The sequence below is a fragment of the Catenulispora sp. MAP12-49 genome (genome assembly GCF_041262705.1).
Classification (GTDB): Bacteria; Actinomycetota; Actinomycetes; order Streptomycetales; family Catenulisporaceae; genus Catenulispora.
In genome coordinates this window covers 14696-30527 of the sequence record NZ_JBGCCP010000063.1, presented here as the reverse complement: position 1 = coordinate 30527, position 15832 = coordinate 14696, and the positions used below count along the sequence as shown (strand labels likewise).

The 15832-nt window shown below is 69.9% G+C and carries 14 protein-coding genes and 2 tRNA genes; 8 read left to right on the top strand and 8 right to left on the bottom strand.

Annotated features, from left to right (window positions below):
- Positions 1-959: 959 nt before the first annotated feature.
- The 6 genes from ABIA35_RS47780 to ABIA35_RS47755 form a co-directional block, all read right to left on the bottom strand.
- Positions 960-2483, bottom strand: a complete 1524-nt coding sequence (locus ABIA35_RS47780; protein WP_370337253.1) for a right-handed parallel beta-helix repeat-containing protein — start codon at positions 2481-2483, stop codon at positions 960-962.
- A gap of 14 nt (positions 2484-2497) precedes the next feature.
- Positions 2498-4546 (bottom strand): DUF5107 domain-containing protein, encoded by a 2049-nt coding sequence (locus ABIA35_RS47775; RefSeq protein ID WP_370362436.1) that lies wholly within the window; start codon positions 4544-4546, stop codon positions 2498-2500.
- Entirely contained in the window at positions 4543-5406 is an 864-nt protein-coding gene (locus ABIA35_RS47770) for a carbohydrate ABC transporter permease (protein ID WP_370362435.1), read from the bottom strand. The genes ABIA35_RS47775 and ABIA35_RS47770 overlap by 4 nt, the downstream gene beginning before the upstream one ends.
- A gap of 13 nt (positions 5407-5419) precedes the next feature.
- Entirely contained in the window at positions 5420-6388 is a 969-nt protein-coding gene (locus tag ABIA35_RS47765; RefSeq protein ID WP_370337259.1) for a carbohydrate ABC transporter permease, read from the bottom strand.
- A 2-nt stretch (positions 6389-6390) separates the two neighbouring features.
- Positions 6391-7704 carry an ABC transporter substrate-binding protein gene (locus ABIA35_RS47760; RefSeq protein WP_370362434.1) on the bottom strand — a complete coding sequence of 438 codons (1314 nt, stop codon included), beginning with the start codon at positions 7702-7704 and terminating at the stop codon, positions 6391-6393.
- Positions 7705-7973: 269 nt separating this feature from the next.
- On the bottom strand, positions 7974-9968 hold the full coding sequence (locus ABIA35_RS47755) for a DUF5107 domain-containing protein (RefSeq protein ID WP_370362433.1): 1995 nt from the start codon (positions 9966-9968) through the stop codon (positions 7974-7976).
- Positions 9969-10101: 133 nt separating this feature from the next.
- Between ABIA35_RS47755 and ABIA35_RS47750 the strand changes: the two genes are divergently transcribed.
- Positions 10102-10887 carry a DeoR/GlpR family DNA-binding transcription regulator gene (locus ABIA35_RS47750; protein WP_370337264.1) on the top strand — a complete coding sequence of 262 codons (786 nt, stop codon included), beginning with the start codon at positions 10102-10104 and terminating at the stop codon, positions 10885-10887.
- On the opposite strand, the gene ABIA35_RS47745 is transcribed toward ABIA35_RS47750, so the two are convergent.
- Positions 10884-11483 (bottom strand): hypothetical protein, encoded by a 600-nt coding sequence (locus tag ABIA35_RS47745; RefSeq protein WP_370362432.1) that lies wholly within the window; start codon positions 11481-11483, stop codon positions 10884-10886. The two genes, ABIA35_RS47750 and ABIA35_RS47745, sit on opposite strands and share 4 nt — an antisense overlap.
- Before the next feature lie 53 nt (positions 11484-11536).
- Here ABIA35_RS47745 and ABIA35_RS47740 point away from each other — a divergent pair, with 53 nt between their 5' ends.
- Complete coding sequence (locus ABIA35_RS47740) at positions 11537-12340, top strand: SIMPL domain-containing protein (RefSeq protein WP_370362431.1); 804 nt, start codon at positions 11537-11539, stop codon at positions 12338-12340.
- 109 nt (positions 12341-12449) lie between these two features.
- Here ABIA35_RS47740 and ABIA35_RS47735 read toward each other — a convergent pair whose 3' ends face one another.
- Positions 12450-13010, bottom strand: a complete 561-nt coding sequence (locus ABIA35_RS47735) for an NUDIX hydrolase (RefSeq protein WP_370362430.1) — start codon at positions 13008-13010, stop codon at positions 12450-12452.
- Positions 13011-13101: 91 nt separating this feature from the next.
- On the opposite strand from ABIA35_RS47735, the gene ABIA35_RS47730 reads away from it, so the two are divergent.
- From ABIA35_RS47730 to ABIA35_RS47705, 6 genes are all read left to right on the top strand, one after another.
- A tRNA-Thr gene (locus tag ABIA35_RS47730) sits at positions 13102-13174 on the top strand.
- 78 nt (positions 13175-13252) lie between these two features.
- A tRNA-Met gene (locus ABIA35_RS47725) sits at positions 13253-13326 on the top strand.
- Positions 13327-13434: 108 nt separating this feature from the next.
- Positions 13435-13599, top strand: coding sequence for a 50S ribosomal protein L33 (gene rpmG, locus ABIA35_RS47720; protein ID WP_012785124.1), 165 nt, complete (start codon positions 13435-13437; stop codon positions 13597-13599).
- A gap of 124 nt (positions 13600-13723) precedes the next feature.
- Positions 13724-14212 carry a MaoC family dehydratase N-terminal domain-containing protein gene (locus ABIA35_RS47715; RefSeq protein ID WP_370362429.1) on the top strand — a complete coding sequence of 163 codons (489 nt, stop codon included), beginning with the start codon at positions 13724-13726 and terminating at the stop codon, positions 14210-14212.
- Positions 14209-14637 carry a MaoC family dehydratase gene (locus ABIA35_RS47710; protein WP_370337274.1) on the top strand — a complete coding sequence of 143 codons (429 nt, stop codon included), beginning with the start codon at positions 14209-14211 and terminating at the stop codon, positions 14635-14637. Before ABIA35_RS47715 ends, ABIA35_RS47710 begins: the two co-directional genes overlap by 4 nt.
- Before the next feature lie 95 nt (positions 14638-14732).
- Complete coding sequence (locus ABIA35_RS47705) at positions 14733-15797, top strand: UDP-N-acetylmuramate dehydrogenase (protein ID WP_370337276.1); 1065 nt, start codon at positions 14733-14735, stop codon at positions 15795-15797.
- Positions 15798-15832 lie beyond the last annotated feature (35 nt).

The window sequence follows — 15832 nt, the reverse complement described above, 5'->3', positions numbered from 1 at the left end:
GCGGGCAGCACCGTGCAGGCACATTTTCGCGCCGACCCAACGGCGCGGCAACGCGCCATCCCCACTCGCTCCGGGGAGTGGGGGGCCGCGCTGCTGGGCGGCGGTCGCTGCTTGTGGTCGCCTTCGTCCCGGATTCCCCGTCGCATCGTCGCCTAACGGAAGCAGGCCGGTCCGGTGGTATCAAGTCGGATCGCCCAGCTGGTGGCCGGGTATCAGCGACTTGACACCACCGGCCCGGCCTGCTTGGCTTCGCCCGCCGACGCGACGGGGAATCCGGGACAAACCCACCTGTGGGAAGAGTTCCCGCGCCTTGTGCACGCACCGCCTGGCCGCCGCTGTGCCTCACCGAGTGGACCGAGTCCACACCACAGGCGGGGGTTGTCCCGGATTCCCCGTCGCTTCGGCGGTGCTTGCACAACCATCCCGGACTGGGCGATGTCAAGCCGAACGAAACCGGTGGCCAGCAACAGCGATCCGGCTTGACACCGCCCAGGCCGGGATGGTTCCCTCCGGGCGACGAAGCGACGGGGAATCCGGGACACAGGCGACCACAAGCAACAACCGCCGCCCAACTACGCGGCCCCCCACTCCCCGGAGCGAGGCCGCTCGCCGCGCAGGCGCCGCCGGAGGCGCCTGTAGCCCTTGACCTTGCCCTTGACTGTCGCTCTTGCTCTTGGCTGTGGCAGTAGACCCGACCACCTACCCACACCACCGCCGCCCACACACGACGTCACCCACCCCGAGCCGCGCCACCAGCGGATCCCGCAAACCGTACGCGAAGCCGTAAAAATAGCCTGTAAACCCACACACCAGCTGCACTCACACGAAGAACCGACCCACGCCTAAGCCACAGGCCCCGGTTTGGCCCCGAACGCCAAGCGCGCAGCGGCATCCCCCTCATTGGACGCCGCCGCGCGCTCGCCTGTCCCGATCGGCAGTTGCCGATCGGGGGTCTTCGATCAGCAGCCGCGGACCCCGGGGCCGGCGTAAGCGCCGCGGTTCGGTGCGCCCGGCGGGATCGGGCTGCCGAAGTAGTCCTGGCCGCCGTTGTTCGCGATGGGGAGTCCGTCGGCCAGGGCGGGTGACTTGGTGCACAGTCGTTCGCCGCGCGGGCCTGTGCCGCCTGCGACCAGCAGTGGGTTCGTCGTCAGCGTTCCCGTGCCCGGTGCCGTTGTGGTGTTGTAGAAGGTGTTGTTCGTCAGCTGGTAGCTCGTCGCCGGGGACAGGGCGAAGGTCGCGTCGGAGGGGGCGCCGGCGTTCACGACCACGTTGTTCGTGAACTGCACGTTCCGGGCTGTGCTGTCGTTGTTCTCGCGGAGCACGGCCATGGCGGCGCCGGGCTTCACGTAGATCGTGTTGTTGTAGACCTGGACCGGGCCGGAGGGGCCGGAGCAGTTCTCGATGCCTCGGTAGCTGTCGTTCTGGCTGATGTTGTAGCGGATCACCGAGTTGCGGACGTAGCCGTCGGTGGTGCCGCAGATGAGGGCGAAGCCGCCGTCGTTGTCGTGGCTGTAGTTGTACTGGTAGACGATCGTGTCGGTGAAGTCGTCGATGTCGTAGGCCATCGAGTCTTGGTGGCCGTGGCCGCCGGAGACTTCGTTGTACTGGAACGTCACGTGGTCGGAGTCCCAGGGCCAGATGCCGGCGTTGTAGCCGTGCGAGGTGACGTTGAAGCCGGCCAGGGTGTTGTGGTCGACCAGGCCGCCGGAGGTCTGCTCGACCACGATGCCGTCGCCGCCGGTCCGGGACAGGGTGTTGCCCTGGATCAGGACGTGGGTGAACGGGTGTTCCTGCAGCCCTTCGTACTGGGCCCAGGACGAGGCGGTGACGATACCTTCGCGGTTCACGCGGGTCAGTGTGTTGTCGGTGATGCGTACGTCGTCGAACCAGGTCGGGACGCTGGTCCCGTGCACGCTCACGACGATCCCGTCGCTGCCGTCGGCGTCCTTCGTGTCGTCCCCGAGCACGTCGTGCACGGTCACGCCGCTGATCACGATGTGCGACAGCTTGCCGGCGTCCTGGGCGTCCACGTGGATGCCGCGGCGGTTGGTGCCGGGGTTCGCCGCGTTGGTCACGTCCAGGTGGTGGATCTCGAAGTACTGCTGGTTGCGGAGCGACACTGTCTCGGTCGCGCCGTTGCCGTCGATCCGCGGGAGGGGCCGGTCGGCTGTGCCGTAGGCGTCCACCACGATGTCCGAGCCCGCGATGCCGGAGCCCTGTGGTGCCAGGGTGCCGATGCACGTGGTTCCGCGGGCGAACAGGATGTGGTCGCCGGGGGAGAAGGCCGGCTTGTTCACGTCCGCCAGCGAGGTCCACGGATGCGCGGCCGAGCCGTTGCCGTCGTGGGTCCGTGAGCAGTCGACGTAGGAGAAGGTGCCGGTCTGGGGCCCGATGCCGTGCGCGTGGGCCGGCGCGGCGCCCAGGGCCAGAGCAGCGGCCGCCACGGCTCCCACGACAGTGCGGCGGGCGGTGAGGTGTGCCATGCGTTCCTCTCGAATCAGCTTCCGGACATCCGGAAGTCGTACTCGGGCGGTACTGGTAGGTCGGGGTGGGCGGCGAGCCACAACAGGTCCAGGGAGGCCTCGCCCTCCTGGAGGTTGTCGACGGTGATGCCCTCGTCGAGGAGCCGCCGGACCTGGTCGGTGTCGCCGATCGCCAGCGCGGCCTCCGCGTGGTACAGGCGGATCCGGCCGTGGTCCCGGTCCTCGGGGGCCAGGGCGGCGATGACGCTCAGCGTGTCGTGGGGGCGGTCGGCGGCAAGCAGGGCCTTGAGGGTCTCGATGGTGAGTTCGCGCAGATCAGGGTACATGCGGTGGGCCGCCAGGGTCTGGCTCGCGGCCTCGTCCGGCGAGTCGGCGAGGTGGGCCAGGGCCCGCTGCGCCCACGCGTTCGGGCGGTCGGCCAGCGACCGGGTCCACGCCTGGCGGGCGCCGTCGCGGTCGCCGTCGGCGAGGCGGAGGAGGCCGAGGTGGTAGAGCGTGTGCCAGGCGGAGGCGGAGGCGGAGTCGGAGTCGGAGTCGGGGGTGGAGGCGGAGGCGGAGTCGGAGTCGGAGTCGGAGTCGGGGGTGGAGGTGGAACCGGAGCCCGAGTCGGAGGCGGCGGTTTCGAGGAGGTCGCGCCACTTCGAGCCGGTGACCGGCGACGCCGGCGGCTCGCTCGACGGCAGTCGCCCGGTCCGCAGCAGGTCCAGCCACGGCTGTTGCTCGGCATCGCAGGATCCGAAGGGGCGGAGGCCGTCGTCGGCCAGCACCCCGGCCGCGATCTCCAGGGCGCCCCAGCCAGAGCCCTGATGCAGCTGCTCCGGGGCCGCGTGGTCAAACTTTTGTGCGTCGCCGAGCGCGGCGTCCAACGAGGCCCGCGGCACCAACCGCTCCAGCGCTCCGGCCACCGCCTCGCGGGACTCGTCCCACGTCCCGTGCACCGCCGCCGGATCGGCTTCCAGCAGCCCGTACGCCTCGACCCACTCCCACGTGGCCCCGCCGGGCAGTTCCAGGTGCTCCAACTGCGTCCGGGCCAGCCCGGCCTGGATCTCGATGTACTCCGCGTCCGGACCGGACAGCCACTCCTGCCAGCGCCGGCCGCCGGCGCCGATGCCCCACTGGAAGAGCTTGCGGCCGATCAGGCGGTCGGTCGAGGTCTGCACCAGGCCCGAGCCGCTCTCGTCCAGTGCGGCGATCCAGGGGCGCTCGCCGGACGGGATGTCCATGAAGAAGTCCGCCGCGGCCGGGAACCGCGCGGGGTAGCTCTGGTCGGCGGCATCGGCGGCATCGGCGGCATCGGCGGCATCGGCAGCGTCGGTGGCCTCGGCGGTGTCGCCGTTCGGGAAGTCGATGAGCTTCAGCTGCGCCGTGTAGTCGAAATGGAAGGCGCGCTCCGCCGGCGCCACCACGCGCACGTCGGGGCTCTGCGGCACCGCGATGTTCGACCACCAGTACACCGGCGTCGGCGCCTCGGCCGGGTTGTGGAGCGAGACGTGGACCAGCAGCGCCGGCGATCCGGCCGGCAGCCAGGCGTCGACGGTCATCACCACCCGGCGCAGCCGCTCGAACTCGTACATCCGCAGCACCGGCGTGCCGTCCGGCGCGGTCAGGCGGACCGCGTGCAGCGGCGAGCAGGTCAGCGGCCAGTGGCCGGTCGCGCCGATGTTCCACTCCACGCCGCCGGCCAGCCACGCGTCGCGCAGCGCCAGGTTCGCCGGCTGCAGGATCGGGTTGCGGTGCAGGAGTTCGCGGCCGGTCGGCCGGTGCACCAGGGACCACAGGCGGCCGCCGTGGTCCGGGAGGAACGTGGCGGTCAGCACCTCGTTCTCCAGGACCAGGGTCGGCACCTCGCGCGGGGTGCGCTCGCGCGTGTACGAGTCCTGCATCGTGTACGGCAGCAGCGTCGGCGGCCGGCCGTACTCCAGGTTGCGGGCCATGTCCGGGTAGGGGGCCACGGCCGAGTCGAATCCGGGCCGGGCGATTCCGGTCAGGATCGGCAGCAGTCCGGCGGCCGGGTCGGCGGCGCCCTCGATGGGCAGGACGTCGCGGCGGAGGTGCGTGTTCACTTGCCGATCCCCACTGTCATACCTTGGATGATGCGGCTGCCGAGCCAGCTGAACAACGCGATCATCGGAGCGAGCACCACGCACACCCCGGCGAACATCGCGCCCCAGTCCAGGCCGTTGAGCTGGGCCTCCTGCACGAAGTTGGACAGCGCCACCGGCAGCGTCACCTTGTCCTGGCTGTGGGTCAGCACGATCGCGAACAGCGTCTCGTTCCAGGCCGAGATGAACTGCAGCAGGAACGCGGTGATCAGCCCGCCGCGGGCCACCGGCAGGATCACCTTGGTGAAGGTGCGCACCATGCCGGCGCCGTCCAGGACCGCGGCCTCCTCCAGCACCTGCGGGATGCCGGAGAAGAAGCCGGTCAGCAGGTACACGGTGAACGGCATCGCCAGTCCCAGGTACACCAGGATCAGGCCGGGCTGGGAGTCGTCGAGGTTCGCCTTGGCCATGCCGATGAACAGCGGGACCACCATCACCTGCCCGGGCACCCCCAGGCCCATGGCGAAGGTCATGCTCATCGCGCCGGAGACCCGGTTGCGGCGGCGGGCCAGCGCGTAGGCGCAGGGCGCGGCCACCACGACGGCCAGCACCGAGGACAGCACGGCGACCAGCACGCTGTTCAGCGCGGCCTGGCCGAAGCCGCCGTCGGAGAACACCCTGCTGTAGTTGGCGAACTTCGGGTGCGTCGGCACGCCGAAGGGATGGTTGAGGATGTCGGTGCCGTCGCGCAGCGAGGTCAGCAGGATCCAGCCGATCAGGGCGATGTCGGCGGCCACCACCACCCACACCGCGCCGGTGGCGATCCGCATCGGCAGGCTGACGGGCTTGCGCCGGGCGGCGGTCATTGTTCGGGACGTCATGAGCTCCCCCGGATCAGTACTCGATGGGGTCGCGGCGCAGCAGCCTGCGCAGCACGACCGTGAAGACGACCACGAGGAACAGGCTCACCAGCGCGGCGGCCGTGGCCAGGCCCAGCTGCGGCGTCGAGGCCGTCGGGAACGCTTCGATGTAGACGTACATCGCGGTGTTCCAGGAGTCCGACGGCGGCTGCGAGCCGCTGCTGCCGCCGTACATCAGGATCAGCTCGAAGATCTTCACCGAGCTCACCGTCCACAGCACCGCGCAGACCGAGATCACGTCCCAGCACATCGGCAGCGTCACGTGCCGGAAGCGCTGGAAGGCGTTGGCGCCGTCGAGTTCGGCGGCCTCGTAGAGGTACTCCGGGATCTGGTCGACCGCGGCCATCAGGATCGCGGTGTAGTAGCCGGTGGCCGTCCACACCAGGGTTCCCAGGATCATCGTCTGCAGGTGCTCGGTCGCCAGCCACTGCGGCGGATGGCTCCAGCCGAGCCACCCGAGCACCTTGTTCACCGGTCCGTCGGGGGAGAACAGGACGCCCGCGGCGATGCCGAACACCATCGCGTTCACCAGGCACGGGAAGAACAGCACCGAGCGGGCGAACAGCTTGCGGTTCATCTCGCGCAGGATCAGCATCAGCGCGAAGGCGATGGCGAAGGTCAGGACGCCGCCGACGAGCAGGATCTTCAGGGTGTTGGTCAGCGAGTGCCGGAAGATCGGGTCCTGCCACAGGGTCTGGTAGTTCTTCAGGCCCCTCCACTTCTTCGGGCCGATGCCGTCCCACTTGTACAGGCTGGTCCAGGCCGCGTAGCCGACCGGGACCAGGAACAGCACGGTGTAGATCAGGACGGCCGGGGTGGTGAAGGCCCAGAACATGCGGCGGCGCGAGCGCTCCAGCGGGGCGCTGCCGGCCGGCGGACGCGAGGCGGACCCGCCCCGGGCGCGGCGCGCCCGGGACGAGTCCGGCAGGGTGGCGGTGCTCATGGTCAGCTCTGGCTCTTCCAGAAGGAGACCTGGTCGGACTTCATCTTGGCGATGAAGGCCGCGGCGTCGATCTTGCCGTGCCAGAAGTCCAGGAAGTTCTGGTTCCACACCTTGGTGGTCCAGTCGCCGGACACGCCGTCGAAGGTGAGGCGCAGCTTGGGCGCGTCCAGGGTCTTCTGCACGTCGGTCAGCTCGGCCGGGGCCGGGATGTCGGTGCGCGGCGTGATGTTGCCGGCCTCGGTGGAGATGCCCGAGAGCGTCTTCTTCTGCAGGAAGTAGGCCATGAACTGCTCGGCCTGGCTGACGTTCTTGGCGTTCTTGGTCAGTGCGAAGCCGAAGATCATCGAGTCCGGCTGGGTCGCGCCCGGCGGGAGCATGAAGCCGTACTTCCAGGTGCTGGGGATCTGCTTGGCGACCTCGGCGGTGACCCAGTTGCCGTTCATCAGGAACCCGGCCTTGCCGCCGGCCCAGTTGGTCTGCTGCGCCGGGTACTTCGTGGCGGTGTAGGTCGGGATGATGTAGCCGCCCTTGACGAGTTGCTCGACCTGCTGCGCGGCCTTCAGCACGGCCGGGTTGTCCCAGGCGGCCCCGGTCTTGTCGCTCGCCAGGTCGTTGAAGTTCACGCCGCCGGCGTTGAGCAGGTAGTCGAACCACAGGCCGTTGGTCCAGGAGTCCTCGCCCTCGGAGGCCAGACAGGGCTCGCTTTTGGCCTTCAGGGCGTCGCAGACCTTGATGAAGTCGTCCCACGTGCTCGGCTGGGAGGACATCGCGGCCGAGACGGTCGGGTCGGCGGAGTTGTAGAAGATGCCCGCGGTGCTGGCCTCGTAGGGGATCACCCAGTGCTGGCCGCCGTTGGGGTCCTTCGGCAGCGAGTCCCAGTACTTCGACGGGACAGCGGCCGAGACCTTCTCGTTGTCGGTCGGGATGGTCATGTCCAGGACCGCCGAGAGGTCCTTGGCGTTGCCGTTCTGCGCCGCCGCGCCGTAGATGACGTCCGCGCCCTCGTCCCACATGTCGGGGGCCTTGCCGGCGGCCATCGCCGGGCCGATCTTCTTGGCCACGTCCCGGCCGGTCCACTCGACGTCGACCTTGATGCCGGTGTCGGCGGTGAACTGGTTGATCGCCGCCTGGATCACCTTGGCCTGCGGCTCGTCCTGCCGCCACATCGACCAGTAGCTGAAGCTGCCGCCGGACTTGCCGGAGCCGCCCGCCGACGAGCTGCTCTTGCTGCTGGAGCACGCGCTGACACCGACCGCGAGGACGGCGGCGGTTGCTATCGCGAGAAGCCGGGGGCCCCGGCCGGTGCTGCTGCCCATATTCGTTTCCTCCGAAGGCTTGGAACGCCGAAGAGCCGGACTGAGAAAGGACCAGAAGGATCACTGGGGGAGCTCTGGGAGGAGACAGTAGGACGCCGATCGCGTGAACTACAAGCATTCTTTGCAAGATTTCTATCAGCGATGCGAGATTGAGATCTCTGATTGCAGTGGCTCGCACGAAGTTGCAAAACTTGTAAGAAACGGCGGCACAAAGCAGCCGCAGCCCATGTGAGCTGCGGCTGAATCGGGTGCTGCGAAGAAGGAAGCTGTTACAGCTGGCGGACGCTGTAGTCGTAGCTGCACGGCAGCGGGTGCTCTTCGCGCAACCGCTGTGACACGACCGGACCGAGCCCGCCGTCCTGCTGGGAGTGGAACTCCCACCACATGTCCGACAGCGGGTCCTCGCCCTCGCGGACGTCCTCGACGACCAGACCGGTCTCCAGGATCCGGCGCGCCCGCACCAGATCGCCGGCGTTCAGGGCGGCACGGCACTCCAGCATCAGGATCCGGCCGGCGAAGCGGTCGGGCTCCTTGAGCCGGTCGATGATGTCCAGCGCCTCGCCGGGACGCCCGGCGGTGATCAGCGCGCGCAGGGTCTCGATCGTCATCGGCCGCAGACGCGGCGAGAGCTGCCAGGCGCGCAGATAGCGGTCCGCGGCCTCGTCCGGGCGGCCCTCGGACTCGTCCAGGATCGCCAGATTCCGGTGCGCCCACGCGGTCTCGGCCGCGGCCATCGACCGCTCCCAGGCTTCGCGGGCACCGGCCAGATCGCCGGCGTGATAGCGGTTCACGCCCAAGTGCAGCCAGGTGAACCAGGTCGCGTGCGCGGGATCGGAGGTCGCCTTCTCCAGCAGTGCGCGCCAGACCGGGCCCACGGCGTAGGACGAGGGCGGCAGCGCCGGGGCCGGCGTCGGCATCTGGCCCTTGCGGACCAGCGAGAGCCAGGACTGCTGGTCGCGGCCGATCGTCGCGTCGGGGAACGGGGTGCCCGGCAGGTTCAGCGCGCGGTTGCGGCCCAACGCGCGGCGTTCCAAAGCGCCCCAGCCGGTGCCGGCGTGCAGGACCTCCTCCGGCGGTCTGTCGGCCAGCGCCGTCATCGTCGCCAGCTCTTCGTCCAGGCGGTGCACGGGCAGCAGGTCGGCGAGCGCGGACGCCGCGGCCCTGGTGGCGTCGGGCCACTTCGCGCCGTGCACGTTTTCGGGATCGGTCTGAAGCAGCCCGTACGCCTCGACCCAGGAGAACGACTGGCGGCCCGGCAGCCGCAGGTGTTCCAGCTGGGTGCGGGCCAGACCGGCCTGGATCTCGAAGTACTCCCGGCGCGGCCCGGACAGCCAGTCCTGCCAGTTCCGGCCGCCGGATCCGGTGCCCCAGTGGAACAGCTTGCGGCCGCGCATCCGGTCGGTCGAGGTCTGGAAGAGCCCTGATCCGCCCGCGTCGACGGCCGCGATCCAGCGGCGCTCGCCGTCCGGGATCTCGGCGAAGTAGTCCGCGCCGTAGTCGATGCGGCCGGGATAGGACGTGTCGGCGTCGCGCCAGCGTGGGAACGGGATGCGGCGCATCCTGCCGGTGTAGGAGAAGTGGTATGCCGAGGTCGCGGGCATCAGTGCGCGGGTATCAGGGGTCTGTGGTACGGCGGCGCTGCTCCACCAGTAGACCGGCGCGTCCTCGGGGAAGGGGTTGTGGACGCGGACGTGGACCAGCAGGGCCGGCGAGCCGTCGGGCAGGTAGCAGTCGAGCTGGTAGACCAGGCGGCGCTGGCGCTCGTACTCGTACATCCGCAGGACCGGGGTGCCGTCGTCGCGCGTGACGCGGACGGCGTGCATCGGGGAACAGGTGAGGGCGGTGTGGCCGAAGGTGCCCAGGTTCCATTCGACGCCGCCGGCGAACCAGGCGTTGCGCAGGCCCAGGTTGGCGAGCTGGAGCTTCGGGGGGAAGTGCAGCAGTTCGCGGCCGGTGGGCACGTGGCGCAGCGACATCAGGCGGCCGCCGTAGCCCAGGAGGAACTCGGCGCGCAGGACGTCGTTCTCCAGCACCGCCGTGACCAGCTCGCGGTCGGGCGTCTCGCGGGTGTAGCCGTCCTGGAACGTGTACGGCAGCAGGGATTCCACGTGGCCGTAGCCGAAGTTGGCGACCATCTCGGCGTCGGCCTCGGAGACGTCCAGGCCGCCACGCGGGTCCGCGAGCTTGCGCAGCGGCGGGAGCGGGTTCTCCGGGCCGATCGCGGCCACCGGGAGCAGCGCGGAGGCCAGGCGCAGGACGCTCAACCGACGGCCCCCTAGGATTTGGATGGCTGACACCTTGCAGGATCGCTTCAGTGTGCCAGAAAATCTTGCAAACAAGGTCACGATCCCGTCATGGAGTGATCTGTTCGGAGCGTGACCGATCGAAGGGCTTGCCGTGAACCGCTACGAGCGCTGGAGCGTCCTGCTGGAGATGCTCGCCGAACTCGGCAAGCTGGAGATCGAGGAGACCGCGGACAAGCTCAACGTCTCGGCGGCCACGGTGCGCCGCGACTTCGACGAACTCGCCGCGCAGCAGCTGCTGTCGCGTACTCGTGGCGGGGCCACGGCGCACAGCGTCTCTTATGACCTGCCGCTGCGCTTCAAGGTGGCCCGCCACGCCCCCGAGAAGCAGCGCATCGCCTCGGTCGCGGCCGGCATGGTCGCGGTCGGCTCCACGGTCGGCATCAACGGCGGCACCACCGCGACCGAGGTGGCGCGGGCCCTGGCCACGCGCGCGGACCTGGCCGGGGAGCAGCGCGGGCCGGCGGTGACCGTCGTGACGAACGCGCTGAACATCGCGCAGGAGCTGGTGGTCCGGCCGTACCTGCACGTGGTCGCGACCGGCGGGGTCGGCTCGCCGAAGTCCTACGAGCTGGTCGGCCCGGTGGCGGCGGCGATGCTGGAACGCGTGGCCCTGGATCTGGCGATCCTCGGCGTGGACGCCCTCGACGCGGAGCACGGTGCCAGCGCGCACAACGAGGCCGAGGCCACCGTGAACCAGACGCTGGCTTCGCGGGCGCGCCACGTGGTGGTGGTCGCCGACTCCTCGAAGCTGGGGCGCCGGGCCTTCGCCCGGATATGCCCGATATCCGCTGTCACGACGCTGGTGACCGACGGCGACGCGCCGGAGGAGATGGTGGCGCGGTTCACGGAGCTCGGCGTGCGGGTGGTGCGCGCTTAAAGCTGTTCCAGCGGCGCGCTGACGAGCACATGGCGGTCGACGTTCGCGATCACCGCGGCGGCCAGTCCGGCATCGGCGGACAGGTCTGCCGCCCACCGTTCGGCGGCGCCCAGAAACGCGATCAGGTCCTCGCGCACGCCCGCCATCAGCCCGGGCAGCGCGCCGGCCGCGATCTTCACAGGGCTCTGCGATTTCTCGTCCTCGCGGATCCACAGCCCGTCGTCGGCGTGCTTGATCTGCGGCCCTGGATGGCCGTGCCACGTGTTCGGCCAGTCCCGCCAGTTCTCGAGGTCGACGCAGCAGCCCGGATTCACTGCCGTCTCGGCGTCGGCGGCCCGGATCCCGGCGCTGAGAACCAGATACTCCGCCTCGGCGATCCAGCGCAGCGCCTCGACGGCCGTCGGCTCGAAGTCCTCCTCGGCGTCCTCCGGCCGGCACCACCGGGCCAGCGCGGCCATGACCGTGCCGATCGTGGCCGGCGCGGTCGATCCGTCGAGGACCTCCCACCGGTAGGGCTCCGCCTTCTCGATCGGCCAGGGCGCGTCGTCCTCGTCGGCCCAGGGCTCGATCTCCACCACCGCGCGCAGCGTCGCCATCCGCCGATGATGCCATGCGGGAACCGAACCTAGATCGGCCGCATCCAACGGCCATGGACCTCACCCTCACCCTCACCCGCCGCACCGTGGTGCTCGGCGTCGCGACTCTTCTGGCCGCCGGCGGCGCGGTCGCCGTCGGCCTGTCCGGCAACAGCTCGGCGCCGAACGCCAGCGCCTCGCCCTACGGGTCCGTGTTGGCCGCGGACTCCACGGCGGTGGCGCCGGACGCCTTCCCCGGCATCACCGTGCAGGGCACCGGGAAGGTGACCGGGACCCCTGACACGCTCATCCTCACGCTGACCGTGAGCGACACCGCCTCGGACGTCAGCTCGGCGATGAACACGCTGGCCTCGACGATGGGCGCGGTGCAGAACTCGCTGTCCGGCAACAAGGTCGCGACCGCGGACCAGAAGACCTCCGGGCTGAACGTCGGTCCCCAGTATGAGAATTCGAGCGGCAAGACGACGGTCACGGGGTATCAGGCATCGGAGAACCTGACCGTGACGCTGCGCGATCCGAAGTCCGCCGGCGCGGTCATCGCCGCCGCCTCGGCGGCCGGCGGGAACGCCACCCAGATCTCCGGATTGTCGACCGATCTGCAGAACGACGCCGGGTTGCTGGGCCAGGCGCGCGACTCCGCCTTCAACGACGCCAAGGCCAAGGCCGCGCAGTACGCGAAGTCCGCGGGCCGCACCCTGGGCCAGGTGGTGCGGGTCGAGGAGAGCGACAGCAACCCCGCCACCCCGAGCCCGGTCGACTTCCGGGCGCCCGCGGCCGCGGCGCCGAGCGCGGTGCCGATCCAGATGGGCAGCACCGACATCACGGTCAGCGTGACCGTGGTGTTCAGCTTCGCTTGAGCCGTTCGGCCGCCCCCCCGTTCGGGTCGGTGCGGCGCCGCACCACACCGGCGGCGCCGCGCCGGCCGCCCTACCGCCTTGCCGCTTACTGCCCAACCGCCCTGCCGCCCTACCGTCCGGCCAGCACCCGCAGCAGTCCGACCAACGACGATGATGTGGCGATCTGCCCGGCGTCGATCAGCCCGAGTACCTCGTCCAGCGGAACCCAGGCGACCTTCTCGGCTTCGTTCTCCTCGGTCGGCTCGCCGACGTACTCGGCGCCGACCGCGCGGAACAACCGGTACCGCGTCCGCAGCATCCCGCCGACCGGGTGAAAGGTCAGCAGGGGTGTGACCTCCCTCACCCGCCAGCCGGTCTCCTCCTCGACCTCGCGGCGCGCGGTGTCGGCCGGGTCCTCGCCCTCCTCGATGAGTCCGGAGGGGATCTCCCAGACCCACTTGTCGATCGCGAAGCGGTGCCGCCAGATCAGCAGCACCTCCTCGCGGCCGGCCTCGGTCCTGGCCACCACACAGCTGGCGGCCTCGCGGGTGCGCACCACGTGGTGCTCGAACCGGGTGCCGTCGGCGAGCTCGACGTCGGCCATCAGGACGTCCAGCCACGGGTTCTCATAGACCGGCCGTTCGCCGTGTACGGTCCACTGGCTTCGGCTGCGCGCCACAGGCTCTGACATGCGGCTGAGCGTAGTGGACGAGCGCTGCGACACGGCCCCCGCAAACCCGATTTCGCGCCTGGCCCAAGACCGTGTAACTTATTCCTTGCTCGCCCCTTTAGCTCAGTCGGCAGAGCGTCTCCATGGTAAGGAGAAGGTCTACGGTTCGATTCCGTAAAGGGGCTCAGATCACGCCGGTGGTCCGGCGGACACGAAAGGGTGAAAGCCCGTGTCCGCCGGACTGTTCGGTTCGTTGATCGAGTGGCGGTGTAGCTCAGCCTGGTAGAGCAAGCGGCTCATAATCGCTGTGTCGCCGGTTCAAGTCCGGCCACCGCTACGCATTGCAAAACCCCTCAGCCCTGCAAGGTATCCTTGCAGGGTTGTCCATCGTGAGGGCCGACCTGGGAAGGTCCGGAGCCCTCGAAAGAAGAAAGAGGCACCCGAAGTGGCTGCTGTCGACGTCCGGCCGAAGATCACCCTCGCGTGCACCGAGTGCAAGCGGCGCAACTACATCACCAAGAAGAACCGCCGCAACGACCCGGACCGCATGGAGCTGAAGAAGCACTGCCGCTGGTGCAACAAGCACACCCCGCACCGCGAGACCCGCTAGTCTCCGCGGCCCGCGGCCCGCACTGCCGGGCCAGCGCGCGCGGCCTGTAGTTTTGGACCGCCCCGCCGACTCCTTCGGGAGTGGGCGCGGGCGGTTTCTTCATATCCAAGGAGGCACAGGGACCATGGCGCTGGACGCCGGTTTCATCGGCCGGACCTACCCGCCCACCGCGGTGTACGAGGTCGGCCGCGAGAAGATCCGAGAGTTCGCCGACGCGATCGGCGACCCGAACCCGGTCTACCGCGACCCGGCGGTGGCCCAGGACCTCGGGCACCGCGACGTGCTGGCCCCGCCGACCTTCCCGATCGCCATCACCTGGCCGGCCGCGACGGTCATCATCGAGGACCCGGACCTCGGTCTGGACTTCAGCCGCGTCCTGCACGGCGAGCAGCGCTTCGTCTACGCCCGGCCGATCTACGCCGACGACCAGCTGACCGCGACCGTGATCATCGAGGACGTCAGCGAGCGCATGGGCCAGGGTTTTCTGAGCACCCGCACCGACCTGGTCACCGTGGACGGCGAGCACGTGGTGTCGGGGTTCTCCAAGCTGGTCGTGGTCGGGGGCGCTGAAGCCGCCGGAGCCGCCGGAGCCGCCGAGGGGGAGCAGTCGTGATCAAGTTCGCCGACGTCGCAAAGGGCGATCTGCTGCCCGAGCAGACCTTCCCGATCCGCCGGGTGGACCTGGTGAAGTACGCCGGCGCCTCCGGCGACTTCAACCCGATCCACTGGAACGAGCGCTTCGCGCAGTCCGTCGGGCTGCCCGACGTGATCGCGCACGGCATGTTCACCATGGCCGAGGCAGTGCGCGTGGTCACCGACTGGTGTGGGGACCCGGGAATGGTCGTGGAGTACCAGGTGCGCTTCACCAAGCCGGTGGTGGTGCCGGACGGCGTGGACGAGGAGTCCGGCGCCCGGCTGACCGTCACCGGCAAGGTCAGCGCGGTCAACGAGGACGGCACGGTGCGGGTCGACCTGGTGGCGACCAGCGGCGGGGAGAAGGTGCTGGGACTGGCCCGGGCTCTGGTGCGCCTGCCCTGACCTGCTCGGCGGGCGAACATTTCGGACCCCGTGACGATCGTTCGGAGACTGAGATGGCGCGCCCGCCGCGCCCGGCACCCGGTAGCGTGTCCCTCATGCTCGAACAGGCCTCGGCACCCCTCGCGCCCCTGACCACCCTGCGTGTGGGCGGACCGGCGCGGCGAATGGTGACCGCGACCACGGAGCAGGAGATCGTCGAGACCGTCACGGACTGCGACCGCCGCGGCGAGCCGCTGCTGATCCTGGCCGGCGGCTCCAACCTGCTGATCGGCGACGACGGCTTCGACGGCACCGTGCTGAAGATCGCCACAACCGGCGTGGCGAAGCAGAAGACGTGCTCGGGCCTGCGCCTGGGCGTGGCCGCCGGCCACGACTGGGACGCCTTCGTCGCCGAGGCGGTGGACCTCGGAGCGGTCGGCGTCGAGGCGCTGAGCGGCATCCCCGGCTCGGCCGGCGCGACCCCGATCCAGAACGTCGGCGCCTACGGCCAGGACGTCGGCCAGAGCATCGCCTGGATCCGTGCCCTGGACCGCGAGACCGGCGACATCCGCGGCATGCAGTCGCGCTGTCTGGAGTTCGGCTACCGCGACTCGGTGTTCAAGAAGAACGCAGGCAAGTACGTGGTCCTGACGGTCTGGTTCGGCTTCGACCCCCCGGCCGCCACCGAATCCGAGCGCCTCTCGGCTCCGATCCGCTACGCGGAACTGGCCCGCGCCCTCGGCGTCGAGGAGGGCGACCGCGTCCCGCTGGCCCACGTCCGCCAGACGGTGCTGAAGCTGCGCGCCGCCAAGGGCATGGTCCTGAACGCGGAGGACCACGACACCTGGTCGGCGGGCTCCTTCTTCACGAACCCGGTCCTCGACCCGGACGCCTTCGACGCCCTGGTCGCCCGCGCGACCGCCGCCCCGCCGCGCTTCCCCGCGCCGAACAACCAGGTGAAGACCTCGGCGGCCTGGCTGATCGAGCAGGCGGGCTACCCGAAGGGCTACGGCGCGGGCCCGGCGACCCTGTCCACGAAGCACACGCTGGCGCTGACCAACCGGGGCGCGGCCGCGGCCGCGGACGTGCTGGGGCTGGCGCGGGAGATCCGGGACGGGGTGCGGGACCGGTTCGGGGTGGAGTTGGTGCCCGAGCCCGTTTTCGTGGGCGCGGATCTGTAGTCCCGCCTGGAATCTGTATTTTTTTCTGAGATCTG